Source organism: Flavobacterium sp. XS2P24 (assembly GCF_030010285.1).
GTDB lineage: Bacteria > Bacteroidota > Bacteroidia > Flavobacteriales > Flavobacteriaceae > Flavobacterium > Flavobacterium algoritolerans.
Map to the genome: position 1 here is coordinate 93,072 of NZ_JASCRU010000004.1, position 24,619 is coordinate 117,690.

At 34.4% G+C, this 24,619-nt stretch carries 23 protein-coding genes and 1 pseudogene; 12 read left to right on the forward strand and 12 right to left on the reverse strand.

All coding sequences use genetic code 11. The annotated features are described in order from the left end of the window. Window positions 1-46 precede the first annotated feature (46 nt). The 4 genes from QLS31_RS04835 to QLS31_RS04850 all read left to right on the forward strand — a co-directional run bounded on the left by QLS31_RS04835 (window position 47) and on the right by QLS31_RS04850 (window position 3,444). On the forward strand, window positions 47-832 hold the full coding sequence (locus QLS31_RS04835) for a CHAD domain-containing protein (protein ID WP_282742934.1): 786 nt from the start codon (window positions 47-49) through the stop codon (window positions 830-832). An 81-nt stretch (window positions 833-913) separates the two neighbouring features. Continuing rightward, entirely contained in the window at window positions 914-1,999 is a 1,086-nt protein-coding gene (locus tag QLS31_RS04840) for a glycoside hydrolase family 130 protein (RefSeq protein WP_282742935.1), read from the forward strand. A gap of 64 nt (window positions 2,000-2,063) precedes the next feature. Then, the gene (locus QLS31_RS04845) at window positions 2,064-2,549 is read left to right on the forward strand and encodes a nuclear transport factor 2 family protein (RefSeq protein WP_282742936.1); all 486 of its coding nucleotides are present in this window, start codon (window positions 2,064-2,066) and stop codon (window positions 2,547-2,549) included. 511 nt (window positions 2,550-3,060) lie between these two features. Beyond that, window positions 3,061-3,444 (forward strand): cupin domain-containing protein, encoded by a 384-nt coding sequence (locus tag QLS31_RS04850; RefSeq protein ID WP_099713336.1) that lies wholly within the window; start codon window positions 3,061-3,063, stop codon window positions 3,442-3,444. An 80-nt stretch (window positions 3,445-3,524) separates the two neighbouring features. Here the strand turns inward: QLS31_RS04850 and QLS31_RS04855 are convergent, their stop codons facing one another. Beyond that, window positions 3,525-5,087, reverse strand: a complete 1,563-nt coding sequence (locus QLS31_RS04855) for an FAD-dependent protein (protein ID WP_282742937.1) — start codon at window positions 5,085-5,087, stop codon at window positions 3,525-3,527. Window positions 5,088-5,374: 287 nt separating this feature from the next. On the opposite strand from QLS31_RS04855, the gene QLS31_RS04860 reads away from it, so the two are divergent. Continuing rightward, on the forward strand, window positions 5,375-5,608 hold the full coding sequence (locus QLS31_RS04860) for a hypothetical protein (protein WP_282742938.1): 234 nt from the start codon (window positions 5,375-5,377) through the stop codon (window positions 5,606-5,608). A 52-nt stretch (window positions 5,609-5,660) separates the two neighbouring features. Here the strand turns inward: QLS31_RS04860 and recQ are convergent, their stop codons facing one another. Next, window positions 5,661-7,856 carry a DNA helicase RecQ gene (gene recQ / locus QLS31_RS04865; protein WP_282742939.1) on the reverse strand — a complete coding sequence of 732 codons (2,196 nt, stop codon included), beginning with the start codon at window positions 7,854-7,856 and terminating at the stop codon, window positions 5,661-5,663. An 85-nt stretch (window positions 7,857-7,941) separates the two neighbouring features. Here recQ and QLS31_RS04870 point away from each other — a divergent pair, with 85 nt between their 5' ends. From QLS31_RS04870 to QLS31_RS04890, 5 genes and pseudogenes are all read left to right on the forward strand, one after another. After that, the gene (locus tag QLS31_RS04870) at window positions 7,942-8,907 is read left to right on the forward strand and encodes a KpsF/GutQ family sugar-phosphate isomerase (RefSeq protein WP_282742940.1); all 966 of its coding nucleotides are present in this window, start codon (window positions 7,942-7,944) and stop codon (window positions 8,905-8,907) included. Further along, window positions 8,907-9,722 carry a twin-arginine translocase subunit TatC gene (gene tatC / locus QLS31_RS04875; protein WP_099713340.1) on the forward strand — a complete coding sequence of 272 codons (816 nt, stop codon included), beginning with the start codon at window positions 8,907-8,909 and terminating at the stop codon, window positions 9,720-9,722. The genes QLS31_RS04870 and tatC overlap by 1 nt, the downstream gene beginning before the upstream one ends. After that, window positions 9,715-10,068: a carboxymuconolactone decarboxylase family protein gene (locus tag QLS31_RS04880; protein WP_099713341.1), complete on the forward strand. Its 354-nt coding sequence runs from the start codon at window positions 9,715-9,717 to the stop codon at window positions 10,066-10,068. Before tatC ends, QLS31_RS04880 begins: the two co-directional genes overlap by 8 nt. 85 nt (window positions 10,069-10,153) lie before the next feature. After that, a complete protein-coding gene (lptB, locus tag QLS31_RS04885) occupies window positions 10,154-10,894 on the forward strand; it encodes an LPS export ABC transporter ATP-binding protein (RefSeq protein ID WP_282742941.1) in 741 nt (246 codons plus the stop codon). Window positions 10,895-10,944: 50 nt separating this feature from the next. Next, window positions 10,945-11,312: pseudogene (locus QLS31_RS04890) on the forward strand (four helix bundle protein). A gap of 37 nt (window positions 11,313-11,349) precedes the next feature. Here the strand turns inward: QLS31_RS04890 and QLS31_RS04895 are convergent. Both QLS31_RS04895 and QLS31_RS04900 read right to left on the reverse strand, forming a co-directional pair. Further along, window positions 11,350-12,213 carry a glycoside hydrolase family 25 protein gene (locus QLS31_RS04895; RefSeq protein ID WP_282742942.1) on the reverse strand — a complete coding sequence of 288 codons (864 nt, stop codon included), beginning with the start codon at window positions 12,211-12,213 and terminating at the stop codon, window positions 11,350-11,352. Between the two features lie 9 nt (window positions 12,214-12,222). After that, window positions 12,223-12,939 carry a CDP-alcohol phosphatidyltransferase family protein gene (locus tag QLS31_RS04900; RefSeq protein ID WP_282742943.1) on the reverse strand — a complete coding sequence of 239 codons (717 nt, stop codon included), beginning with the start codon at window positions 12,937-12,939 and terminating at the stop codon, window positions 12,223-12,225. Window positions 12,940-13,216: 277 nt separating this feature from the next. On the opposite strand from QLS31_RS04900, the gene QLS31_RS04905 reads away from it, so the two are divergent. Together QLS31_RS04905 and QLS31_RS04910 are read left to right on the forward strand one after the other, a co-directional pair. Then, complete coding sequence (locus tag QLS31_RS04905; protein WP_099716165.1) at window positions 13,217-14,203, forward strand: PorV/PorQ family protein; 987 nt, start codon at window positions 13,217-13,219, stop codon at window positions 14,201-14,203. 25 nt (window positions 14,204-14,228) lie between these two features. Beyond that, window positions 14,229-15,368: a DUF4105 domain-containing protein gene (locus QLS31_RS04910; protein WP_282742944.1), complete on the forward strand. Its 1,140-nt coding sequence runs from the start codon at window positions 14,229-14,231 to the stop codon at window positions 15,366-15,368. Between the two features lie 24 nt (window positions 15,369-15,392). Here the strand turns inward: QLS31_RS04910 and QLS31_RS04915 are convergent, their stop codons facing one another. The 8 genes from QLS31_RS04915 to QLS31_RS04950 all read right to left on the reverse strand — a co-directional run bounded on the left by QLS31_RS04915 (window position 15,393) and on the right by QLS31_RS04950 (window position 24,619). Continuing rightward, window positions 15,393-16,787: an exopolysaccharide biosynthesis polyprenyl glycosylphosphotransferase gene (locus tag QLS31_RS04915; protein ID WP_282742945.1), complete on the reverse strand. Its 1,395-nt coding sequence runs from the start codon at window positions 16,785-16,787 to the stop codon at window positions 15,393-15,395. 311 nt (window positions 16,788-17,098) lie between these two features. Next, complete coding sequence (locus tag QLS31_RS04920; RefSeq protein WP_282742946.1) at window positions 17,099-18,448, reverse strand: O-antigen ligase family protein; 1,350 nt, start codon at window positions 18,446-18,448, stop codon at window positions 17,099-17,101. Next, a complete protein-coding gene (locus tag QLS31_RS04925) occupies window positions 18,445-19,545 on the reverse strand; it encodes a glycosyltransferase (RefSeq protein ID WP_282742947.1) in 1,101 nt (366 codons plus the stop codon). The genes QLS31_RS04920 and QLS31_RS04925 overlap by 4 nt, the downstream gene beginning before the upstream one ends. Window positions 19,546-19,632: 87 nt before the next feature. Next, on the reverse strand, window positions 19,633-20,748 hold the full coding sequence (locus QLS31_RS04930; RefSeq protein WP_282742948.1) for a glycosyltransferase: 1,116 nt from the start codon (window positions 20,746-20,748) through the stop codon (window positions 19,633-19,635). Between the two features lie 3 nt (window positions 20,749-20,751). Then, the gene (locus QLS31_RS04935) at window positions 20,752-21,741 is read right to left on the reverse strand and encodes a hypothetical protein (protein ID WP_282742949.1); all 990 of its coding nucleotides are present in this window, start codon (window positions 21,739-21,741) and stop codon (window positions 20,752-20,754) included. A 62-nt stretch (window positions 21,742-21,803) separates the two neighbouring features. After that, a complete protein-coding gene (locus QLS31_RS04940; protein ID WP_282742950.1) occupies window positions 21,804-22,796 on the reverse strand; it encodes a glycosyltransferase in 993 nt (330 codons plus the stop codon). Beyond that, window positions 22,797-23,816, reverse strand: coding sequence for a hypothetical protein (locus QLS31_RS04945; protein ID WP_282742951.1), 1,020 nt, complete (start codon window positions 23,814-23,816; stop codon window positions 22,797-22,799). A gap of 14 nt (window positions 23,817-23,830) precedes the next feature. Beyond that, on the reverse strand, window positions 23,831-24,619 hold the full coding sequence (locus QLS31_RS04950; protein ID WP_282742952.1) for a glycosyltransferase family 2 protein: 789 nt from the start codon (window positions 24,617-24,619) through the stop codon (window positions 23,831-23,833).

Below are 24,619 nucleotides of genomic sequence, written 5' to 3' on the forward strand. Positions count from 1 at the left end.
TTGCAAGTATCATCCCTTTTTATTCTAAAATAATATTTTATAAAAAATGAAAGCACTTAAAACATATTTTAGTAAACGAAAAAGTGCCATAAACCTTATTTTAGAAAAATATCCAAAATCCTATATTCCGGAGACCTTCCACAGCCTTCGAGTAGAAATCAAGAAAATGAATGCTTTATTTGATTTATTAAACTATTGCTCTAAAAAATTTAAACGCAAAAAAAACTACTCCTCTTTTAAACTTATTTTTAAACAGGCGGGAAGAATCAGAGAACTTCAAATAGAACAATCCTTACTTGCTGAACAGCCTAATTCTCATTTGCTGCAAGCATACTACAGTCATTTAAAAAAACTCGAAACTAAAGAACTGAAACGTTTCTTCGCAATTGCGAATAAGAGCTTCATAGTTAAATTTAGAAAAAAGTACCGCAAAATAATTCCCTTACTTACTCAAGCAAGTAAAAAAAAGGTTAACCGCTATATGGATAAAAAGAGAAGGGAAATTAAAAAATTAATATGCAAAACCAAGTTTAAAAAAACGCAAATGCACACTTTTCGCAAACGATTAAAAAGATACCAATACAATGAAAAAATCCTAAGCTGCGAATCACAAAACCAATCGTTGCAAAACAAAAATATTTTATCGGATTTACTTGGAGAATGGCATGATTACGAAGTGGTCATCAATCATTTAAAAAAAGGCATTAAGTCAAATGAGACAATTTCAAGCGAAACGAAACAACTTCAAGTAACTAAAGCACTATTAACTTCAAAAAGAGAATTGTTATTCGATAAAATAAATGCAACTTTACCCTATCAGACTCTTTTATAAATAATTGAGATCAATAAAAAATAAAAACCATACTTAATAACTGTAGGAATCGTGCGTTCCTCCTAAACTATTTTGAACATTATGAAACTAACCATTACGTTATTTTTCTTATTTATTCTAGTCGGATGCGGCAGTAATTCCACATATAAATCCGAAACAAAAAGCAAGGATTGGGCGATGCTCAACTTTGTAAAAGTAGACAGCCTTAACCCCATTTTAGAACCGCAATTAAATCAAGTTTTTCAATCTCCAATAAGTAACAAAGAAGTGCACTGGGAAGAACGAAATGTTCTTAATCCATCAGCGATTGTCAAAGACGGAAAAGTATATCTTATCTACAGAGCACAAGACAAAGACATGACGTCAAGATTAGGGCTGGCTATCAGCGAAGACGGATTGCACTTTAAAAAACAACCTGCACCTATATTCTATCCGGACAACGATACGATGAAACAGTATGAATGGAAAGGTGGTGTTGAGGATCCAAGAATCATAGAAAGTGAGAATGGAACTTATATCATGACTTATACCTCCTATGATGGTAAAACAGCAAGACTTTGTTTAGCCAGCTCAAAAGATTTAAAAACGTGGACAAAACACGGTCTAGTTTTAAAGGAAGAAAAACACAAAGATTTGTGGTCAAAATCTGGAGCTATCGTTTGTAAATTAGCCGGCGATAAAATCATAGCTACAAAAATCAAAGGCAAATACTGGATGTATTTTGGGGACACTGATTTGTATCTGGCAACTTCTGAAGATCTTATCCATTGGAAAGTAGCCGAAAATGAAGAAAGCAAAAAAATGATTACCGTTTTACATCCTCGAATGGGATATTTTGATAGTCGTTTAGTTGAACCCGGGCCTTTTGCTTTAGTCCAAAAAGAAGGTATTCTACTGATTTACAACGGAAGTAATGCGGCTAATTATAATGATTCGAGCTTACCTAAATTTACGTACGCAGCAAGTCAAGCGCTATTTGACAAAGAAAAGCCCTATAAATTAATAGACCGAATGGAAGATTATTTTATTCATCCGGACAAACCTTATGAAAAAACCGGTGAGGTAAATGAAGTTTGCTTTGTAGAAGGATTGGTTTATTTTAAAAAACAATGGTTTCTGTATTATGGAACTGCCGATTCAAAAATTGCTGTAGCGGTTAAAAAATAAAAACAAAACAAGCATTTGATATTCCAAAACCAATTAGAAACCTACCGACTCAAAATAAATTCTTATGAAACAAAACAGATTCAAATTTCATTTCTTTCTAAATCTAATTCTTGCTTTAGTTTTTTTAAATACTGCAACTGCTCAAGAAAAAAAAGTAGCACCAACATCCGCAGAACTATATAAGGAAATCGAACAAATGGACGAGATTATGTTCGAAGCGTTCAACAAAAAAGATTTCGAAAAATTCAAATCTTTATTTACTGAAGATTTAGAATGGTTTCAAGACAATGGCGGATTGCTTTCGCATGAAACCGTTTTTAAAAATTTTTCGAATATGTTTAAAAATGAAAATAAACTGACCCGAAAACTAGTCAAAGGAACGCTAGAAGTCCATCCTATCAAAGACTATGGAGCAATTGAAATTGGCGTACACGAATTCAGACATATGGAAAACGGAAAAGAAGAAATTGGAACGTTTAAATTTCTTATGATTTGGAAGAAAAAAGACAATCAATGGAAAATATCCAGAGTAATCAGTTACGATCATTAAGTCCAAATTATAAGCTTTGCTTTCTTTGTAATAAAAACCGACGCGATTCCTGTTGCATCAGGAACAAAATAAAAAAATAACACTTCGCTTTAATACCTGTAGAAAATCCGTTTTTAAAAATTTAAAAACGGATTTTTTTGTTTTTTTTAATACATAATCACTTAATTTTCAGTTGTTTAAATAAAAATAAAAACCCCAATTCAATATTTTATCTGTTTTATTTTTTAAATTAGTGGTTCCCCAAAAGCCATTTATCGCGCTTCGATAGTTCAAATGAATTGCTAAGCAAGAGTTTGCACCATCCTGAAAAATTGACATTACTTTTTTAGTCGAACTGCATAGAAAATAAATTAAAAAAACATTAGTTAAAGTGTCGCCAAATTCCTTATTTCTAATTAAAAATGGTGTGTTAGCAGAAGTCTATATGCATCCAGAATGAAGCTGAAATATTTTTTTTAATGGACAACAAAATAGTGTCCAACTTAGTCTAATCAATAAAAAATGAAATAAAATGAAAGCAATTAAAATGATTTCGATGTCTTTGCTCATTGGATTATTCCTAATAATGAGTTCAAATGTGTATGCACAAGACCCAATGAAAGCAGGTCCAAAAGTGTATAAAAAAATCCTCCTTGAGAATGATAAAGTGAGGGTTATGTCTGCAGAATTTGCCCCAGGCGCAACAATGCCGTGGCATAGCCATCCGCATCACACCGTGTATGCTTTGACTGGTGGTAAAATTAAAATAACAGAAAAAGGTAAACCTGCAACTAATGCAGATATCAAAGCGGGAGACGTATTATATTTCCCTCCCGTAACCCACATGGCAAAAAACACAGGAACTACCACATTCAAGATTGTGGTGACAGAAATAAAACCTGCCAAGAAAAAATAATGCAATCTTATTAAAAACACTAAAAAGCAGCCCTAATAAGGCTGCTTTTTTTTTAAAATAAAATTATATCACTTAAAAAATTAATTTCCTATAGACTCTTTTATCATCAATGCACATTTCTCACCATCAATAGCGGCAGATATAATTCCGCCGGCATAACCTGCGCCTTCTCCACAAGGATACAACCCTTTTATTTGAACATGCTCATAAGTCAATGGATCTCTGGGAATACGCACTGGCGAAGACGTTCTTGATTCTGGTGCATGAAGTATGGCTTCATTTGTTAAATATCCACGCATCGATTTTCCAAATTCAGTGAATCCTTCTCTCAATATTTGCGTTAAAAATCTAGGGAAAACCAGTCCCATTTCTACTGAAGTTGTTCCTGGAACATAAGACGTTTTAGGAATATCCGATGAAACTCTGTTTTGTGTAAAATCAATCATACGCTGTGCAGGAACTTTTTGGCTTTCTCCTGCCAAGTGCCAAGCACGTTGCTCGATGCTTTTTTGGAATTCCATTCCAGCCAAAGCACCAAATTTAGCAAAAGGCTTAAAATCTTCCAGTTGCAATTCGATTACAATTCCGGAATTGGCGGTAGCCTGATCCCTTTTGGATGGCGACCAACCATTTGTCACCACTTCACCAGGACTTGTAGCACAAGGTGCAATCACGCCACCGGGACACATACAAAAAGAATACATTCCCCTTCCTCCCACTTGTTTCACAATAGAATATGGAGCTGGAGGTAAAAATTCTCCACGATAATCACAACTGTATTGAATACTGTCAATCAAAGATTGAGGATGCTCTGCCCTTACGCCCAAGGCAAAAGGTTTCGCTTCGATAAAAATCTTTTTTCTATCCAATAATTCAAAAATATCACGAGCCGAATGTCCTGTGGCCAAAATAAGTTTATTAGCAAGAATCGTGTCCCCTTTTTGAGTAACGATACCCTGCACTTCATTGTTTTTTATTAAAATATCAGTCAGTCTGGTTTCAAACAAAACTTGTCCTCCACACTCTATGATTTTTTCTCGAATGTCCTGAATGATTTGAGGTAATTTATTGGTCCCAATATGTGGATGCGCTTCAATCAGAATATCTTCTGAAGCTCCAAAAGCGACAAACAATTCCAAAACGCGTGTTACATCACCTCTTTTTTTAGAACGCGTGTATAATTTCCCGTCTGAATAGGTTCCTGCACCGCCTTCGCCAAAACAATAATTAGAATCTTCATTTACAAAATGATCCACATTGATGGCTTTCAAATCTCTTCTTCTGCCTCTTACGTCTTTACCACGCTCAATAACTATAGGCTTCAAACCCAATTCTATCAATTGCAAGGCAGCAAAAAGTCCCGCAGGTCCTGCGCCAACAACGATTACTTCTTGAGCTGTAGCCACATTACCATAATCCGGAAGTTGTATTTTTTGCGCCTGAAAAGGCTCTCCTTTTAAATAGATTAAAACCTTAAGATTGATTTTTATAGCTTTTTGACGGGCATCAATAGATCTTTTTAGGATAGAAACGTGCTGAATTTCATTTACGGAAATCTTAATTTGTTTCGATAAATGATTTTTCAACAACAAATCATTTGCTGCAATTTCTGGAGATACTTGTAATAAGAGTTCTTGAGGCATTTTTTTAGATTATCGATTTTTAGATTATTTGACTTTTAAAAATGTCTAAAATAATCCAGGTACAAAAGTAGTATTTTGTATTGACTTCTTGTTATTGAAAGGAAAATGCATTTTTCAAATTTTCAAATTGCCTAATTTTCGAATTAGACTTTGTAACTTTGCAATTCAAAAATAGTAAAACGATAACTCCTCAACCGATTAAACAATTAAGAATAAAATTAATATTTGATTTTCGAGGAACACTGATTACTGAACACTGATTACTGAACTTTTGTACCTCATAAAAAATGTCTAGACAAATAAAACTGATATGGGATTTTCGTGGTCCGGCAGCTGCAAAGACAGCAGAACATCACGAAATTCATTTAAAAGAATACATCACAATTGAAAAATTACCATTGAATATAACTGGTTTTGAAATTCAAGATGAAATGCAAGCCATTGCTTTTATGGTAGTAACGGATGAAAACATGATTCAGGTTCGAGATGCTTTGAAACCGCATCGTGGGGAGCTTTTTTAGTTTGCAGTAATCAGTATTCAGATTGCAGAACACTGACCACTGACCACTTTTCTTAATTAGCAACCTCGCTGATGAATTTAATTCGCATCAAGCGCAATTCATCAATATCATAATCCCCATCAAATTCTTTGAGTGCGTTTTCTATATTATCGGATTCAGATTCCATAAAATAGTCATGAATTTCCTCTTGTTGATCATCATCAAGCATATCATCAATCCAATATTTTATATTCAGTTTAGTTCCGGAATACACAATTTGCTCCATTTCTTTAATCAATGCATCCATATTGATGCCTTTGGCAGAAGCAATATCATCAAGAGATAATTTTCTGTCGATATTTTGAATGATATAAAGTTTATTTACGGAGTTTACTCCTGTAGATTTCACCACTAAATCTTCTGGACGAATGATATCATTATCTTGTACATATCGACTGATTAATTCTAAGAATTCCTTTCCGTATTTCTTAGCTTTTCCTTCGCCTACACCATGAATATTAACTAATTCTTCTTGAGAAACAGGATATTTCAAAGCCATATCTTCCAATGATGGATCTTGAAAAACTACAAATGGAGGAACGCCTAATTTCTTAGCCACTTTTTTACGCAAATCACGCAACATACCCATCAATAATTCATCAGCAGTTCCAGTAGATTTAGAAGCAGTTACAATGGCTTCATCTTCAGATTCGTTGTATTCATGATCTTCAGACATCATAAAAGACTCTCGGTTTTTAATAAAATCCAATCCTTTATTTGTGATTTTTACAATGCCGTAGGTTTCAATATCTTTCGATAAAAAACCTGCAACAAGAACTTGTCGCAACAAAGCCATCCAGTATTTTTCATCATGATCTGAACCACATCCAAAAAAGGACTGCGCATCTGTTCTATGTGCTTTTATGACAGCATTGACACGGCCAATCAAGGTAAAAACAACTTCTTTTGATTTGTATAAATGCTTCGTATCGCGAACTACTTCCAGTAGTTTCACAACTTGATCTATGGCTTCGACTTTTGTTTTTGGATTTCGAACATTGTCATCCATATCAGCGCCTTCACCATTAACATCATCAAATTCCTCTCCGAAATAATGAAGCAGAAATCTTCTTCTGGACATAGAAGTTTCGGCGTAAGCCACAACTTCCTGCAACAAAGCAAATCCAATTTCTTGTTCTGCCACTGGTTTACCTGACATGAATTTTTCTAACTTCTCTACATCTTTATAGGAGTAATAGGCCAGACAATGGCCTTCTCCACCGTCACGACCTGCGCGACCGGTTTCCTGATAGTAACTTTCCAGTGATTTTGGAATATCGTGATGAATCACAAAACGCACATCCGGTTTGTCAATTCCCATCCCAAAAGCGATGGTTGCCACCACCACATCTACATCTTCCATCAGGAACATATCTTGGTGTTTGGCACGGGTTTTAGCATCTAATCCCGCATGATAAGGCACGGCACTTATTCCGTTTACTTGCAAAACTTCGGCAATAGCCTCTACTTTTTTGCGGCTTAAACAGTAAATAATTCCTGATTTGCCTTTATGTTGTTTTATAAAACGAATAATATCCGATTCTATATTTTTAGTTTTAGTACGTACTTCGTAATACAGATTGGGTCTGTTAAATGATGCTTTAAAAGTGGTAGCATCAGACATGTCTAAGTTTTTCAGAATATCTTCCTGTACTTTTGGCGTAGCTGTTGCAGTAAGCCCAATAATAGGAACATCGCCCAATTGCTTGATGATGTGCTTTAAATTCCTGTATTCCGGTCTAAAATCATGTCCCCACTCCGAAATACAATGCGCTTCATCGATAGCTACAAAAGATATGGTAACATTTTTCAGAAAGCTCACATATTCTTCCTTTGTTAAAGATTCAGGTGCAACATATAATAACTTCGTCAATCCTGAAGTAATATCTTTTTTTACCTGAGTAATTTCGGTTTTAGTAAGAGAGGAATTTAAAACATGGGCAACGCCATTTTCAGAAGATAAACTTCTGATGGCATCCACTTGATTTTTCATTAAAGCAATAAGGGGCGAGACTACGATAGCAGTTCCCTCTTGAATCAAAGCAGGTAATTGATAACAAAGTGATTTTCCTCCTCCTGTGGGCATTATCACAAATGTATTCTGTTGGTTTAGGATACTTTTTATGACTTGTTCCTGCAACCCCTTAAATTGGCTGAAGCCAAAATATTTCTTTAATTCTTTGTGTATGTCAATTTCGTTTGAATTCATTCTTTATTATGTGGTATTTTGTATAAATTTGCAACACCTAAAGGTACAAATTTCTTTTACACATACAAATTTTAATTATTCTGTTTTGATATCTAAAGAAAATATATTGGCTAGCGCCAAAAAAACTATTTTATCGGAAAGCCAATCTATTGCTAAACTAACTGATTTTCTTGATGAAAACTTCATTGAAGCGACACAAAATATCTATAATTCCAAAGGAAGACTAGTGGTTACAGGGATAGGAAAAAGTGCTATTATTGCCCAAAAAATGGTAGCCACTTTTAATTCTACCGGAACGCCATCGATATTTTTACATGCCTCAGAGGCTATTCATGGTGATTTAGGAATGATACAAAATGACGATAGTATCATTTGCATTTCTAAAAGTGGCAACAGTCCTGAGATAAAGGTTTTAGTGCCACTCTTAAAACGTTTTGGAAATACATTGATTGCAATAACTGGAAATACTGCTTCTTTTCTTGCTAAAGGTTCTGATTTTGTTTTGAACACCACTGTAGATTCAGAAGCTTGTCCCAATAATTTAGCACCTACAAACAGCACAACAGCTCAATTAGTCATGGGCGATGCGCTTGCCATTTGTCTTATGGAAATGCGTGATTTCAAACCCGAAGATTTTGCTGTTTATCATCCCGGAGGCGCATTGGGCAAGAAATTGCTATTGCGTGTAAAAGACATGCTAGAACACACCTTAAAACCTATGGTATCGCCTGATGCATCTATAAAAAAGGTAATTTTCGAGATTTCTGAAAAACGTCTTGGTGTAACTGCGGTTGTCGATGAAGATAAAGTTATCGGTATTATTACCGATGGTGATATTCGAAGAATGTTAAACGACAGAGATTCTTTCGTTGATTTGACTGCCAGAGACATTATGACAAAAAACCCCAAATTAATACCATCTACCGCTATGGTTGTAGATGCATTGAACATCTTGGAAGACTTCTCCATTACACAATTAGTTGTAGTTGACAATGGAGAATACAAAGGAGTATTACATTTACACGATATTTTAAAAGAAGGAATACTATAATGGCGAAAAAAAACTTAAACGAAATGTCGTTTTTAGATCATCTTGAAGAATTAAGATGGTTATTGGTTCGAAGCACAATTGCAATATTAATTTTGGCTACCATCACTTTTTTCATCAGTGATTATATTTTTGATGTCATCATTTTTGGCCCCACAAATGCTAATTTTATAACCTATCGTTTTTTTTGCGACCTCTCAAATCAATTGGGCTTTGCCGAAAGTATTTGCGTAACCGAAATGCCTTTCATCATCCAAAACACAAACATGGAAGGACAAATCAACGTTTTGATTTGGACCTGTATAACTGCCGGATTTATTCTTGGTTTTCCATTCATCCTGTGGGAAGTATGGAAATTCATCAGTCCTGCATTATATGATACTGAGAAAAAACATGCGAGACTTTTTATCGTGTCATCCTCATTACTTTTCTTTCTGGGTGTATTGTTTGGCTACTTTGTAATTGTACCTATGTCAGTAAACTTTTTTGCCACTTTCACCATCAGTGAAGTAGTAAAAAACCAGTTTAGCATTGATTCATATATTGGCTTGGTAAAAACAAGTGTTATTGCTTGTGGATTGTTTTTTGAATTACCTATAATCATTTATTTTCTGACCAAATTAGGTTTGGTTACACCAGTTTTCTTGAGAAAATATTGGAAATATGCCGTAATCATCATTCTTATTGTCGCAGCAATTGTAACCCCTCCAGATGTGGTGAGTCAAATAATTGTGACCATTCCGATGTTGTTAATCTATGAAGCGAGTATCTTAATTTCAAAAATAGTAGTGAAAAATCAAAAAAAATTAAATGGCTGATATAATCGAAGAATTCAACGAGTACCGTTCAAAAATGAACGAAAAATTATTGGCAGACAATAATAAAATTGTAAAACGAATTTTCAATCTAGACACCAATGCGTATGCTGCGGGAGCATTAGACGTGAAAACTAAAGAGCTTCTGGGATTGGTAGCTTCGGCAGTTTTACGTTGTGATGATTGTGTAAAATACCATTTGGAAACCAGCCATAAAGAAGGTGTAACCAAAGAGGAAATGATGGAAGCGATGGGAATTGCAACGCTTGTTGGCGGAACTATCGTGGTACCTCACTTAAGGAGAGCATACGAATTCTGGGAAGCACTGGAAGAAACTGCTGTGAAATAATTGTTAAGAAGCAAAATCGTTTAATTGTTTATTCGTTTATTTGAACGATTAAACAGTTAAACAATCCAACGATTAAACTAAAAAAATGAAATTAAGAGCCGAAAATCTAATTAAAACCTACAAAGGGCGAAGTGTTGTAAAAGGCATTTCGGTAGAAGTGAATCAAGGCGAAATCGTAGGGCTTTTGGGACCTAATGGTGCCGGAAAAACTACGTCTTTTTATATGATTGTAGGATTGGTTAAACCAAATTCGGGCAATATATTCCTTGATGATTTGAATATTACTGATTATCCTATGTACAAAAGAGCACAACAGGGAATTGGTTATTTAGCGCAGGAAGCTTCTGTTTTTAGAAAATTGAGCATTGAAGATAATATATTAAGCGTACTGCAATTGACAAAACTCTCCAGGGCTGAACAAGAGGCTAAGATGGAAAGTTTAATCGAAGAATTTAGCTTAGAACACATTCGTACGAATCGTGGCGACTTACTTTCCGGTGGGGAACGCCGTCGTACCGAAATTGCACGTTGTCTTGCCACAGATCCAAAATTCATTTTATTAGATGAGCCATTTGCGGGTGTCGATCCAGTTGCCGTTGAAGACATTCAGAGAATTGTAGCGCAGTTAAAAAATAAAAATATCGGTATTCTTATTACGGACCACAACGTACAGGAAACCTTAGCTATTACGGACAAAACCTACCTTATGTTTGAAGGTGGAATCCTAAAAGCAGGAATGCCGGAAGAATTAGTCGAAGATGAAATGGTACGTCGCGTGTATCTTGGTCAAAATTTCGAATTAAGAAAGAAAAAATTGGAGTTTTAAAGAAAGTGATCAGTATTCAGTAGCAGTGATCAGTTAAAAAAAAGAACAACATGAAATTCCAAGACTTATTAGCGTATCAGAAATCATTTTCATTAGCTATGAAAATCTTTGAAATAACAAAATCATTCCCAAAAGAAGAAATGTATTCTTTAACCGACCAAATCAGACGTTCTTCTAGAAGTGTACCAGCTAATATTGCAAAAGCTTATAGAAAAGAGTTTACCCTAAACATTTTCATAGTAAACTAACTGATTCCGATGCTGAAAACTCAGAAACTCAAGTTTGAATGGAGTTTTCACTTAAATACAACTATATAAATGAAAGTATTTACAACGAATTATTAAATGAAAGCAATGAAGTTGGTAAACTAATAAATTACATGATTTTAAATCCTCAAAAGTTCAGAGTATCCGTTTAGGAGTATCAACTGATCACTGAACACTGATAACTAAAAACTACTCCACAGTGATATACCGCAACTGCTGTAAATCTCCATTGTATATATTTATGTCTACATTACCTTTAATGCCAGGAACTGATGCCTTTTCGGTGAATTGCCAAAACAACCAATCTTCGGCTATTTCTTCTCTGTAAAAGTTATAATTAGCAATCCAAAAAAGATAATCACTGAATTCTTCTTTTAAAAAATCATCATAGTAGCGTTCGCCGGTATAGATAATAGGTTTTACTCCGTAATGTGATTCTACAGCATTTAACCATCTTTTCAAACCTAACTTAAGATTTTCAATCGACTGATTTTTAGGCAGTTTTTCAATGTCTAAAACGGGTGGTAAATCTCCTTTTTGAAGGGTTACTGTTTTTATAAAAAGTTCGGCTTGCTCCATTGAATTTTCGTTGGGACGATAGTAATGATAAGCACCGCGAATCATTTTATTTTCTTTGGCGCCAAGCCAATTCTTATTAAACTGGCGGTCTTTCCTGTCTTTTCCAACCGTAGCACGGATAAACACAAAATGCAGCGGATATTTATGTTCTAAAGTATCTACATAAGTCCATCGGATTTTTCCTTGATATTCCGAAACATCCAAACCAATGCTTTTTCCTTCGTGTTTTTCTAAAACCTGATAATTGCGAACGTCAGAAATGCGCTTGGCTTCTGTTTCTTCTCTTAGAATTTTATCTGATTTAAAACTAAAATAGTACGCTAAACCATCTCTATAATGATAGCCAACAGCAACAATCAGCAAAACAAAAAAAGCAACAATAGAATAACGCAAAACCTTCCCGGAGAAAACAGTTGCTTTCTTTTTGGGTTTACGAACTACCGTAGTTTTTCTTCTGACCGTTTTTCTTTTCATCCAAAAAAACTACTTTTTCAGCATTTTATTATTTATCACTGATAACAAAACATAGAAAAGAATGACCAAAGGAATTCCTAAATATTGGAGGAAAATTAATAACAAAAGGGAGCAAATCAAAAACACAATTTGAAGCGCATTATCCTTGAAATTGAACTTCTTGATTTTTAAGGAAAACAAAGGAATTTCAGCGTTCAAGATATAAGCGCTCAATACCGTTATTAACAGTAAAACCCATTGATTTGTCAAAATTTCGATAACAAATAAAGAGTCGGTGTATTTTAAAACCAAAGGCAGACTTAAAATAAACAGCGCATTGGCAGGAGTTGGCAAACCAATAAAAGAATCAGTTTGACGGGTATCAATATTAAAATTTGCCAATCGATAACAAGATCCTAAGGCAATCAAAAACCCTAAATAAGGAAAAATTTGCAAATGATCAACCGCCGCAGTTGACGAATTGTCGATCATCATTTGAGACATCACTAAACCCGGCACAACTCCACTGGTAACCATATCTGCCAAAGAATCCAACTGCAATCCAAGCGGGCTCGATACTTTGAATAATCGAGCAAAAAAACCATCAAAAAAGTCCAGGAATATACCCAAGCAAACAAAATAAAATGCCATTTCAAAATCTTGGTTAAAAGCAAAAACCAAAGCGATACAACCGCAAAAAAGATTTAGTAAAGTAATAATATTAGGGATATGCTTTTTAATAGTCATAGTTATAAAATTTAGTGAACCACAGTTGGCAAATTTAGCATAATAAGTCAAGGAGAAGTACGTTTTTTAATAGAGTTTTTTCAACCGTGATTTCTTGTTTGGATATATTTACAGAAAGGAAGAAATAAGCTCGGTAAAAAATTATATTTTTGATAAAAATTAAACAGACTTATCGTTTGTAAAAATGACCCCATTGAAAAAAAGCTTCCTATTAGCAGCGGTTTTGGTTAGTACGCTAAATTACAGTCAAGCCGTCAGAAAATACTCGAATGAGTTTATGAATATCGGCGTGGATGCGGCTGCATTAGGCATGTCTAATACTGTTGTGGCTACTACGAGTGATGTTAATTCGGGGTATTGGAATCCTGCAGGACTGATTCATCTGGAAGATCATCAGGTATCCTTAATGCATGCTAATTATTTTGCCAATATAGCCCAATACGATTACTTGGCCTACGCAAGCCCTATAGATGACCGGAGTGCTTGGGGAATTTCATTAATTCGTTTTGGTGTCGATGATATTTTAAACACTACTGAACTTATTGACAGCCAAGGAAATATTGACTACAACAGAATCAGTCTTTTCTCAACGGCCGATTATGGTTTCACTTTTTCTTATGCTCGAAAACTTCCCGTTCCCGGATTTCAATATGGCGTAAACGCAAAAGTTATCCGACGAATCATTGGCAAATTTGCCAATTCTTGGGGCTTTGGCTTTGATGTCGGATTACAATTCGAAAAAAATAACTGGCAATTTGGATTAATGCTCCGTGATATAACCACCACGTATAACGTATGGAATATTGATGAAGACGAATATCAGAAAATTGCCAATTCCATTCCCGGAGAAAACCAAGAATTACCGGAGAGTACTGAGATTACGGCTCCAAAAGCACAATTAGGAATCGCTAAAAAGTTCATCATTCGATACGATTACAGTATTTTGGCTGCTGCCAATATGAATATGCGATTTGCAAAAACGAATGATCTTATCTCGACCGATTTTGTCAGTATCGATCCGGCTTTAGGTCTTGAATTTGGCTATACTGATTTGGTATTTGTTCGTGCAGGCGTGGGTAATTTTCAGAATGTACAACAACTGGACAACTCCGAAAAAGTGGGTTTTCAGCCTAATATCGGTTTGGGGTTCAAATACAAAGGCATCCAGATTGATTATGCGTTGACTGATTTAGGCGATCAAAGTACAGCTTTGTATTCCAATATTTTTTCAGTTAAAGTAGATTTGGGAATGTTTAGAAATTAATTTAAAAACAACAATACCACAACAAATGAATATAGCTTCTTTAAAAAAAATAGTTCTTTTCATACTCTTGTTTTCAACTGCAAACTATAGTTTCGGACAAAGCATCCAATTATCAAAAAACACACAAGTCAGCGTACTTACTTGCGGAACGGGGAACGAATCCTATTCTCTTTTTGGACACACTGCAATTCGAGTACACGATACGGTCAACGGAATTGATGTGGTATACAATTATGGGGCTTTTGATTTTAACACCCCTAATTTTGTCATGAAATTCATAAAAGGGGACTTACAATATTTCGCCGTAGCGGACTCTTATCCTGATTTCATCAATCAATATCAATATGAAAAAAGGTCTGTTTATGAGCAGGAATTAAACATTCCATCCGCTTTAAAACAAAAACTATTTGACAATCTGAACACTTCCTTGGCCTCAGGCGAAAGTCATTACACATACAAGTTTATTGATAAAAACTGCACATCGATGGTTGTTGACATCATCAACAAAACATTAGATACCACCGCAATTGTAAAAAACGAAGATACCGACATCACATACAGAACGATCCTTTATCCGTATTTTGACAATCACTTTTACGAAAAATTAGGGACCAGTATCATCTTTGGTAAAAAAGTAGATGGTTTGGGAACGCAACTATTTTTGCCTTTTGAACTGCAAAAAAGCCTGAAGAAAGTTACTTTTCAGAATCATCCGCTGGTGCAGGAAAACAAGACACTACTAGAATTCGAGAATGAAGTTCCTGGCTCTTGGTGGAATAACATCTATACCTATATCCTTCTTCTTGGGTTTATGGTACTGATAAATAAGAAAAGTATTGATTTATTTTACCTCATCCTGATAGCGGTAATGGGCATGTTCTTTACGTTTGTCGGATTTTATTCGTCGCATCTGGAATTAGGATACAACTATAATATTTTACTTTTCAATCCAACTTTAGTAGGGTTGCTTTATTTTTATTGGACAAAAAACAAAAAAGGAATTTACAATCTGGCATTATTTAATATCCTGTCGTTAGGAATCTATTTCTTTGTAGTAATCAACAAAGCTCATTTTTTACTGGTATTACCATTAATAATTACCAACGGAATTATTTTGGTCAGAATGGCAATGCAGAATAAAAAACGGATTCCAATTATCATTTAATTTTTTTAAATAATAATAATAATACTATTGCCCCCTATAAAATAAAACGGTGGTAATTGTTTTAAAAGCAATGTTTAAATCCAGAAAAATACTTCTGTGTTTGATATAATACAAATCGTATTGAAGCTTTATCAAACTGTCATCAATTGTCGCTCCATAAGCATAGTTTACTTGCGCCCATCCAGTAAGACCCGGCTTTATAATATGTCTTGTTTCATAGAAAGGCATTACTTCAGCGATTTCCTTTACAAAAAAAGGACGTTCTGGACGAGGACCAATAACGGCCATATCCCCTTTTAGAATATTTATAAATTGCGGAAATTCATCAATCCTGGTTTTTCGTAAAAATTTACCAAATATAGTCACTCGAGAATCATTTGTAGTGGTAAAAACAGCCCCGTTAGATTCGGCATTACTAACCATAGTCCTGAATTTTAAAATTTCAAATACCACCCCGTCTTTACCAACACGTTCTTGGGTATAAAACAACTTTCCTCGGTTTCCTATTGCGTTTCCAAGTAGAATTAATGGGAATAACACCAAACCAATACACAATCCAAGTACCGAAGCACTAATTTCAAAAATCCGGGCTCCAATCAAATACAACTTATTGTGATTGCTTCTGCTAAAAGGGAAAAAGCGATAAAAGTCTCTTGACATATAATGCACTGGAATACGCTGTGTTTTACTTTCATATACCTGCGTATATTCTCGAATTATAGCTCCGGATTCCAGCAAATGAAGTAATTGCTGATACAACTCAGCCGTAATTCCATCTGTTTTTTGGGAAGCAATTACAATTTCGGATATAGAGTTTTGTTTTACAAAAGAAAATAACGAATCCCGCTTTATATTTTTAACGTAGGGGTATTCGACTAGTTCATCTTCGGCAGCATCGGCATTCACAAATGCAATTATTTTATAATGTGGATCGATATGCTCTAATCCGGATATTAACTCTTCTACTTGATCGTTATCACAGATTAAAACTGCATTTTGTAAAAATCGATTAGAGGCTAAAAACGAAACATAAAACATTCGCCATAAAAACAAAGCCAAAAACACAACGAGATAAAACAATACAATCTGAATTCTTTTCGATGGAAGTTCTGGAGAATAAATCGGCGTTAACAAGTACACCAAAACCGTCGTTGAAACGGTTAGAATTGAACTCTTTAGTACCTGAAATTGATTACTGGCAACCTGAAGATTATACATTTCGAAAATAGTTCCGAAAAGATTGATATAAACACCCAGAATTAGCATCCAATACAAATTATTCGTTGACAAAATAAAATAATCAAAATCAAATATATTCCCAATTAAAAATAAAGAACCAAAAACAAAAAATACATCAAAAACACGGAGAATCATCTTTCGTTCTGATATTTCAAAATGTATTTTATCGACTGAGAGCATAAGTGGTATTTACGTTTAGGACTGCAATTTAATACTTTTGCTTCGAAGTAAATTTAAGAAATGTTGATTTTTTTAACAAAATTTTAATAGGTAGCAATTTAATACAAAGGGATCCTGATAAGAGTTCTAAAAAAGTGATTAGAGTGTTTTTTCAAGTGCTAAAATGTATCCAAAACAGATACGGAACACATTTAATAAATAATAATAATAATAATAATAATAATAATAATAACTCAACTACCGCCGAACACTGATTACTGACGACTGATCACTGAATACTAAAAAGCTGAACACTGACGACTGATCACCAATCACTCTTCTTCATTCTTAACCTTCCTAGGACTCCCCAATTGCACATTCAATAAAGATAAAGAATACACAAAAGCAGGTGCCGCAGTTCGCATGGCAGCATGATTAATGGTTAACAGCCAGAATACAACAAAACACAACAAAAACATATTGAACTTATTTTCCAAATACAAAACCAAAGGGGTAAAAAATAGAATCAATAAAGCCAATATTCCTAAAGAGCCGTGCTCCGCCAGCATACGGGTAATTTCATCGTGTGACAAAGCTGCACCGGGACTGTCTATTTTCCTCACCTCGACCCCTTTCCCAACTCCAACTCCAAAAATAGGATTCTTTAAAAATATATTAATTTCATCCATTGCTATTTCCTCTCTTCCCGTCAATTGACTTTTTTTTACCCTTCCGGCGGCATCTTGATTTGCATACCGCTTATCAATAAGCCCACCAGTTTGAAACGATGTATAGGTCCAAGTAGCAAACATAGCAAATACCAACAAGACAATGATATAATTCAATTTTACCTTTCCTGCAAAATTAGATTTAAAATACAAAAAGAACAGTAATAAAACAATCATCAAAAATCCGGTAATCATACCTCCACGAGAAAATGTAATCATCCCCCTATACGTAATATTCAAGGCTATAAAAACATTGATTAAAATTTGAAATTTTGATTTCGAATCCAATATGATACGGGAGAAAAAAATAAACATCCCCAACCCTAATATTGTTGCTACCTGATTAGGTCCATAGCCACCGGAAGTTTCATAATTAGATTGTGTACTGGTGACAATATCTCGAACATTGGGTGTATAAAGAGTCAAATACACTATACAAGTTACAATTGGCAAACCCATGCTCAACAAAACACTATTAGTGTCTTCTAACGGAATTCTTCGTCTGTAGGTATATAGTGAAGCAATTCCAAGGCAAACGGGGCCAGATATATTAAAAGCAATTGCTTTACGAATATCAGTACCCAAATCCAATTCAAAAGTTGAAATGACGATGCTAGGAACCAATAAAAGTAAAAAAGTCCAATACGGCGCGGCACCTTTAGAAAATCCACTATAATACATTCCTATAAAAACGAAAATCATCACTCCGTATTTGGAAATTTCATACAAAGGATTACCATCGGTCATCCGCAAAAAAACTTCACTTCCTACAATGTATGCGGCTGCAACAAGTGCTTCATTATTTCTATTTTGACTTTTAATGACATAATAAATACCAAAAATAAAAATAGAATACCCATATATTTTAGAAACAAAGGGAATAGCATAAACCATTGCCCCAAGAACGACATGGAAAAGAATTAAAAACAAATAGGATTGATCCTCTTTTTTCATTTACAACTATTATTTAACCAATTTAAATACTGTACAACGACAGCTTTTTTTGAATAATGATCCTGTACCTTTTTATAAAGCAAATTGCCAAACTCCTGTTGCAGAACTTCGCTCTTTATTAATTCAACCAACGCTACATAAAACAAATGCTCTTCTTGAGCGGCAACTAGAAAACCGTTTTTACCATTGGCCACCAAAGAAGACACTTCCCCTACATCAGTCACCACAACAGGTTTTTTTAACCATCCATATTCTAATAGCGCTACCGGTAAACCCTCAGATTTCGACGTTAAAACGCCAATGGCAGATTGTTGTAAAATATTTTCAACATCTTGTTTCGTGCCGTAAAGAAACACATTTTTTTCTAAAGCAAAAGCAACTATTAAATCCTTAATTTTTTGGGAATAGGCATCATGAAAATCTTTTCCAACCAAATGAAAAGTCCATTCTGGATGAGATACTTTTAGTTTACATGCTACTTTCAATAATAAAAAGTGATCTTTCTGTATTCTCAAATTAGCCAAGCACACAATACGTTTTCCATCAATTCCCTTTAATAAAGTAAGGGCTGCGCTATTATTCCCTTCAGAAGGAAAATTAGGTAAATAAACGGTATTCTTGAAATTCATTTTTTGCTCAGCCCAAACTTTCAATTTTTGGTTTACGACTATAATTCCACTAAAAAAAGGCAAAGCCATTTTTAAAGCACGGATGGGTCTTTTGGATAAAAACTCACTGTCCCCGTAATGGTCATGCCAAATTAATTGTATGGAAGGATGCAGTAATTTTAATAAAAAAGCTAAAAAAAAAGAGGTGCTATGGGCATGAACAACAGTTACCTTATGTTGCTTTACATAGTTCCTTAACTTGTACAGTGCTTTTAAATCAACTGCTTTTTTTCTATTCAAAAACAAATACGATACTCCATCATCAACCTGACTTAAAAGAGCCCCTTCTTTACGGCTTACCACCAATCCGGAAAATTCAATTGTTTGGGCAAGCGCATTAGCATAGCTCACCGCCATACGCTCGGCCCCACCAGCCTCAAGAGAATCTATAATCTGAATAATCCTTATTTTATGATTGTCATGTTGCATCTTTCTTCTTGATTCTTTCTTCTTGATTCTTATTTCCTTAATCTAACTATTGCAGTTTACCGCTCCCAATTCTAACCCTTCAAACCCCTAAACAATTAACTCCTGTATCGCATCTTCAAAAACATCTAGTGTAAACCTTCTGGACCATTCCGCAGCTTTATTTCGTTTAGCATCATACTCGTTTTGATCATGTAAAACAACCGCTATTTGCGTACTATCTTTTTCTAAATCCTGCTGTAATAAAATCCCTCTATTCCCATAGTCCAACATATAGGGCACACATGAAATGGCAGTAGCTATAGGAACACAACCCCAAAACATACCTTCCGCGATTACTTTGGGCCAACCTTCACTGTCAGAGGGCAAAACCACAAAATGACTGTCCAGATAGGCTTTCTTAACAATATCCTGTGTCTGGTTTCCTTGTAATGAAACAATCTTTTCTAACGTATGAGTTGCAATATAATCCTCCAGTATTTCTCGTTCTGGACCTTCACCGTAGACACTTAGCCGTACTGAATATCCTTTAAGATGCAAATTTTCCATTAATTGTATCGCATATAACGGATGCTTTCCTTTCACTAAAGCACCCACAAAAATAAAATCAACTATTCCAATCAATTTTTTTTGAACAATAGGTACTATCTCGTTTAATGCATAAGAAGCCGTAAAAAAAGGTTTAATATTTGAGGTCATTCCTTCCCACTCCCCATAAACCAAAACCTGTATGTTTCGGGTTAAAAAAGTATTCTTCAAAATCCATTGCTGTAATTTATAAGTTAAAGGTTGCTTCGATTTTGGGTCCCAATTACCGGCGTATTTAGCGGTCTTTGGTGTATTGGGAAACAATATTTGAATAAAACAACCCAACAACCCTATATTACCAGGGCAACGCAAATGGATGTGATCAGCATTTTTCATTGCTTTAAAAAGAATCCAAACTAAGTTAGGAAGCTTCAATAAAGTGATAAAAATAGATTTAATAGACAAAACATCGAAACTTGGAACAGGCAAAAATTGTATGTTTTGATGACTGTAAGAAATGTCTATTAGTGTTTTATTCCCTGAGAACAAGGGCGCAACAATTATTAGTTCATTGACATTTTTACCCCAAATATTCATTTCTTTGACATACGGAGCATAAGCATAATACTGATTGCTTTCTTTAATATGTGGAACATGGGTAAATAGTACAAACTTCATCTTTCAACTACTATGTTTCAAATCTTCTTTTAAATTTGACTCGCCATTTAATATTGAATCAACCACATATTTTGCTTGCGCTCCAGGAGTACAATAGGTATCGAAATAAAATTTACCCCTTGCTGCTATAACTTCATGATAATCAGAATCATCTACTACTTTATCCAAAACAGGTTTAAATTGGGTTGTTTTTTCTATAAAATGGACTTCAGCACCATGCATGAAATTATGAGGCAGTTCAATTTTAAAAGGAAATGATAATACAAATAAACCTTGATTTAAATATTCAGCTAATCTCCAACTCACCGCACCACAAACGGCAGGATTATTTAAAGCAATTTTAGAGGTAGCGCTTAACTTTGAAAACATTTTCGGGGAATATCTCTCCTCATTAAGCTCATTATCAAATCCATAATTATTCCCATCAGAGCGGGGTATAAACCCTCCTTTAAATACTATTCTAGTATCTGTTTTACAGAATCGAATAAACTCAGCCCTAATATGGTTGGTTTCAGGTTCTTTTTTCCAAATATTAGAGGAAAAGAAAATAAAATTATCTTTTTTAAAACTTCTTTTATACTGTCCATATAAAGGTCTTCTTAATAGAATATATATTTGTTGTATTACATCTTTTAATTTCAAATAACGCAACAAATTTATCCCAAATACACGGCAATAAAGGGGCACAATATTAACGGGATAATGTGGATAAAGCGGTTTAACTTTGGGCTGTTTATACGAATCATGATCAAGAAGTTTATTAGTTACAAAATAAACACTGGCTATTTCATATAATTCTTGCTGTACTCCAGTAGGATCATCATTATCAATCACTGCAATTGCATCATCAACCTTAAAAATAAGAATTGGTTTATTGTTGAACTGAGTAAAATTACTGTCCATTTTAAATTTAACCTTAAATGCTTGATTCAATCCCAATAAATAGTAGGAAGAATAAAAATTAGGGATATTCAATAATTGAATTGTTTTCATAATATAATCTAGTCTATACCTATTTCGAACCGTATATTAAATACATTCCATTTAGTAAATATTTATTTAGGCTTGTTAAACCATAAACTCCACCAACCTACCGTTCTTCCTAAAGCTTCAGTCAAGGCCTCTTTTTTATTGTTAGTAGTAAGAACATTAGTGTATCGTATTCCCGTTAAAAGCAGAGTAATAGCATGCCATTTAAAACAGTCATTGAGTTCAGGACTGGGGTTTTTCGTACGCCACACATACCACCCATTACGCACTACCATTCTACCGTATTTATATTGATTAGGTCTTCCTGAGGCATCGTGATAATGATTTAATTTCGCTGAAGTATTCAAATATAACTTTCCCATTTTTGCTACTCTCAAAGTAAAATCAGCGTCTTCATACAATCCATATCCTTCAAAATAGGTCGAAAAATGTAAACTCTTAAATACTTCTTTTCTAAAAGAGGAGACGCCGCCCATTAGCATCTCTACTTCATAGGTTTTACCACTTGGAGGTAAAAATCCCACACTGCGGCCATGAGAGTACTGCGACGAATAACCCGGTGGACAATCACTATCCAATCCCAATTTTTTACGCAGGACAAAACGACTTCCGTCATTTTGCTTCCACCCGTCATAATAAAATTCTTTAATGGTTGGTTGATAATCATATCCAACAAATTGAAATTTATTCTCATTGTTAATATACCCTCCAACACCCAGAGCTTGTGGATAATCCGTGTAGGTTTTTAAAATTTGCTCAAAATACTCCTTTTCTAATACCGTATCATCGTCTAAAAAACAAACAATGTCAATTCCGTCACTTACTTTTCCTACGCCATAATTGCGTTGCTTGGTAAGACCTCTATGCTCAGGTACCACTAAATGATAGTGCACTTTTTTAAAAAAATTTTGATTTAAAACAGTAGCTGTGTCGGAATTTAGGGAACCATCCACAATTATAATTTCATCTGGATAAACCGTTTGCCCAACAACAGACTGCAACAATTGCAAAATAGGTTTCGGACGCATATAGGTGCAAATAATCAGAGCAAATTTCATTTATATTTTTTCTTTAAAAAGAGTAGACAGCGTTATAAAATAGGTTTCTCTGTTCAAAAATTGAAGCCACAAATTACGGTTATTAACTTGCATTTTTTCAAAATCTTCATCACTTATTTTTTTATGAAAATCAATTAATGCCTCACAAATGTTAGCATCGGCAGCAAGAACACAATGCTCTTTCCAATTGACAATCCCATCCAAAGGTAATCTAAAATCAGTAGCTATTACAAAAGGAATCCTTCCCATAGCTAGGGTTTCATAAAAGCGAACCGAATAATTTCCAGCACCCCTAAGGCAAAATGTATAGGGATTGGTAGCTAAATTTTCAAAAAAATCTTGTGTCGTTTTTTGTTTATCCTCAGTTGTTTTTGCTCCCGCACGATATTGGTTTCTAAAAACAAAATCAGTTTCAATGTGATTGTTTTTTTGCAATAAAGACAAGTACTTATAGCGTTTTATGCTGGAAGGATAAAAAGATTGGTAATCGGTAAAGAGTACTTTGACCAATCGCTTGTAATTGTGTAATAAAAAAACCAACACTTCTTTTACCCATTTAGACCCTGAATTGCTGGCATGACCTACAAATCCAATTTTAGGCAAGGCTTCTTTAGCAATGGGGTGAAATTTATTTTGAATAATGGCATAAGGATCTTCAATAAATGAAGGCAAAATAAAAGTATTAGTATCAAATTTTGAATTAAAACCGCTTAATCTGAAGGTATAAACTTCTTTCTTTAAAGTCAATCCATAATCTCCAGCGGTATAAACCCACACTTTTTTATGCAATGCAAGGGCTTTGTCTATATACTCAAAAAGCCATTTCTCCTGTTTTTTTTGAAAATATTCACTGATATCTAATGGCACAATTACAACAACAGCGTCCTCTATTTTAGTGACTAACTCATATTTACTTAACAATTGCTGGTTTTTTGTATAGCATAAGTCAAACAACAACGGAAAAACACAGCGTCGGTTTTTCGGTGTAATAAAATGTTGGTCTGTGTAAATTTTCAGCATTCGCTTTTAGAGTATTATTTCCTGAAATTTGTATACGTAATCAAGCCTCTTTTGTGGGTATTGTATAAAAATAATTCCAAATAGAGTCGGAATGCTCTGGCTATCTTAATCCATTTTTTATTTAAGGGATACACTTTATTTGCAGCTATACTTTCGTTCACTAAAACCGATTGGCTTCCTTCAATTGTTGACGCCAAACGTTGATTGGTTATCCCTATTTTAGCATTAGATTTAAGGATACGAATAGCATATTCAGTTTCACCATACCTTCCGGAAGTCCGTTCTAAATAAGTACCAAATCTATGATAAAAACTTTTTCTTGTTACAAAAGGATGATCGCTATATTGATAGTAATTCTGGAAAAAATTTTGGAATGAAAATTTTGGAATCAAGGAAATAGTAGCTGTCAAAGGAATTAATGTATTGAAAGGGGAATTTGAAGTAAACCGAATCATATCAACCTTTTCCTGTTTTAATAAATCCAAGCATTCCGGCAAAATACGGCTGATTTGAGGAGACAAAAGAAAATCTTCCTGACAATAAATAATATATTCTCCCTTACAAGCTTTGATACCCTTATTAATATTGGCAGCAAGTCCTTGATTCGTTTTAGAAACAACTAACCGGTCAATTTCGTAGTCTTGTATTGTTTTTAAATGTTCCTCTAGGCTCGCATCGTCACACACCACAATCTCAGAATCTGCTACTTTAAGGCTTTTTATAGCAGCTAAACATTTCAATAAATCCGAAGGTCTGTTGTAATGTGTGATGAGAAAACTAATTTGCTTTTTACTTATTTCCAT

Excerpts from the sequence above, each read along its gene's own strand:
- QLS31_RS04945 (WP_282742951.1), bottom strand. The coding sequence starts at position 23,816 with ATGCTGAAAATTTACACAGACCAACATTTTATTACACCGAAAAACCGA.
- QLS31_RS04845 (WP_282742936.1), top strand. The coding sequence starts at position 2,064 with ATGAAACAAAACAGATTCAAATTTCATTTCTTTCTAAATCTAATTCTT.
- QLS31_RS04950 (WP_282742952.1), bottom strand. The coding sequence starts at position 24,619 with ATGGAAATAAGTAAAAAGCAAATTAGTTTTCTCATCACACATTACAAC.
- QLS31_RS04935 (WP_282742949.1), bottom strand. The coding sequence starts at position 21,741 with ATGAAAACAATTCAATTATTGAATATCCCTAATTTTTATTCTTCCTAC.
- QLS31_RS04855 (WP_282742937.1), bottom strand. The coding sequence starts at position 5,087 with ATGCCTCAAGAACTCTTATTACAAGTATCTCCAGAAATTGCAGCAAAT.
- tatC (WP_099713340.1), top strand. The coding sequence starts at position 8,907 with ATGGCGAAAAAAAACTTAAACGAAATGTCGTTTTTAGATCATCTTGAA.
- QLS31_RS04835 (WP_282742934.1), top strand. The coding sequence starts at position 47 with ATGAAAGCACTTAAAACATATTTTAGTAAACGAAAAAGTGCCATAAAC.
- QLS31_RS04920 (WP_282742946.1), bottom strand. The coding sequence starts at position 18,448 with ATGAAAAAAGAGGATCAATCCTATTTGTTTTTAATTCTTTTCCATGTC.
- QLS31_RS04930 (WP_282742948.1), bottom strand. The coding sequence starts at position 20,748 with ATGAAGTTTGTACTATTTACCCATGTTCCACATATTAAAGAAAGCAAT.
- QLS31_RS04940 (WP_282742950.1), bottom strand. The coding sequence starts at position 22,796 with ATGAAATTTGCTCTGATTATTTGCACCTATATGCGTCCGAAACCTATT.
- QLS31_RS04915 (WP_282742945.1), bottom strand. The coding sequence starts at position 16,787 with ATGCTCTCAGTCGATAAAATACATTTTGAAATATCAGAACGAAAGATG.
- QLS31_RS04905 (WP_099716165.1), top strand. The coding sequence starts at position 13,217 with ATGAATATCGGCGTGGATGCGGCTGCATTAGGCATGTCTAATACTGTT.
- QLS31_RS04925 (WP_282742947.1), bottom strand. The coding sequence starts at position 19,545 with ATGCAACATGACAATCATAAAATAAGGATTATTCAGATTATAGATTCT.
- recQ (WP_282742939.1), bottom strand. The coding sequence starts at position 7,856 with ATGAATTCAAACGAAATTGACATACACAAAGAATTAAAGAAATATTTT.
- lptB (WP_282742941.1), top strand. The coding sequence starts at position 10,154 with ATGAAATTAAGAGCCGAAAATCTAATTAAAACCTACAAAGGGCGAAGT.
- QLS31_RS04850 (WP_099713336.1), top strand. The coding sequence starts at position 3,061 with ATGAAAGCAATTAAAATGATTTCGATGTCTTTGCTCATTGGATTATTC.
- QLS31_RS04910 (WP_282742944.1), top strand. The coding sequence starts at position 14,229 with ATGAATATAGCTTCTTTAAAAAAAATAGTTCTTTTCATACTCTTGTTT.
- QLS31_RS04840 (WP_282742935.1), top strand. The coding sequence starts at position 914 with ATGAAACTAACCATTACGTTATTTTTCTTATTTATTCTAGTCGGATGC.
- QLS31_RS04895 (WP_282742942.1), bottom strand. The coding sequence starts at position 12,213 with ATGAAAAGAAAAACGGTCAGAAGAAAAACTACGGTAGTTCGTAAACCC.
- QLS31_RS04860 (WP_282742938.1), top strand. The coding sequence starts at position 5,375 with ATGTCTAGACAAATAAAACTGATATGGGATTTTCGTGGTCCGGCAGCT.
- QLS31_RS04900 (WP_282742943.1), bottom strand. The coding sequence starts at position 12,939 with ATGACTATTAAAAAGCATATCCCTAATATTATTACTTTACTAAATCTT.
- QLS31_RS04880 (WP_099713341.1), top strand. The coding sequence starts at position 9,715 with ATGGCTGATATAATCGAAGAATTCAACGAGTACCGTTCAAAAATGAAC.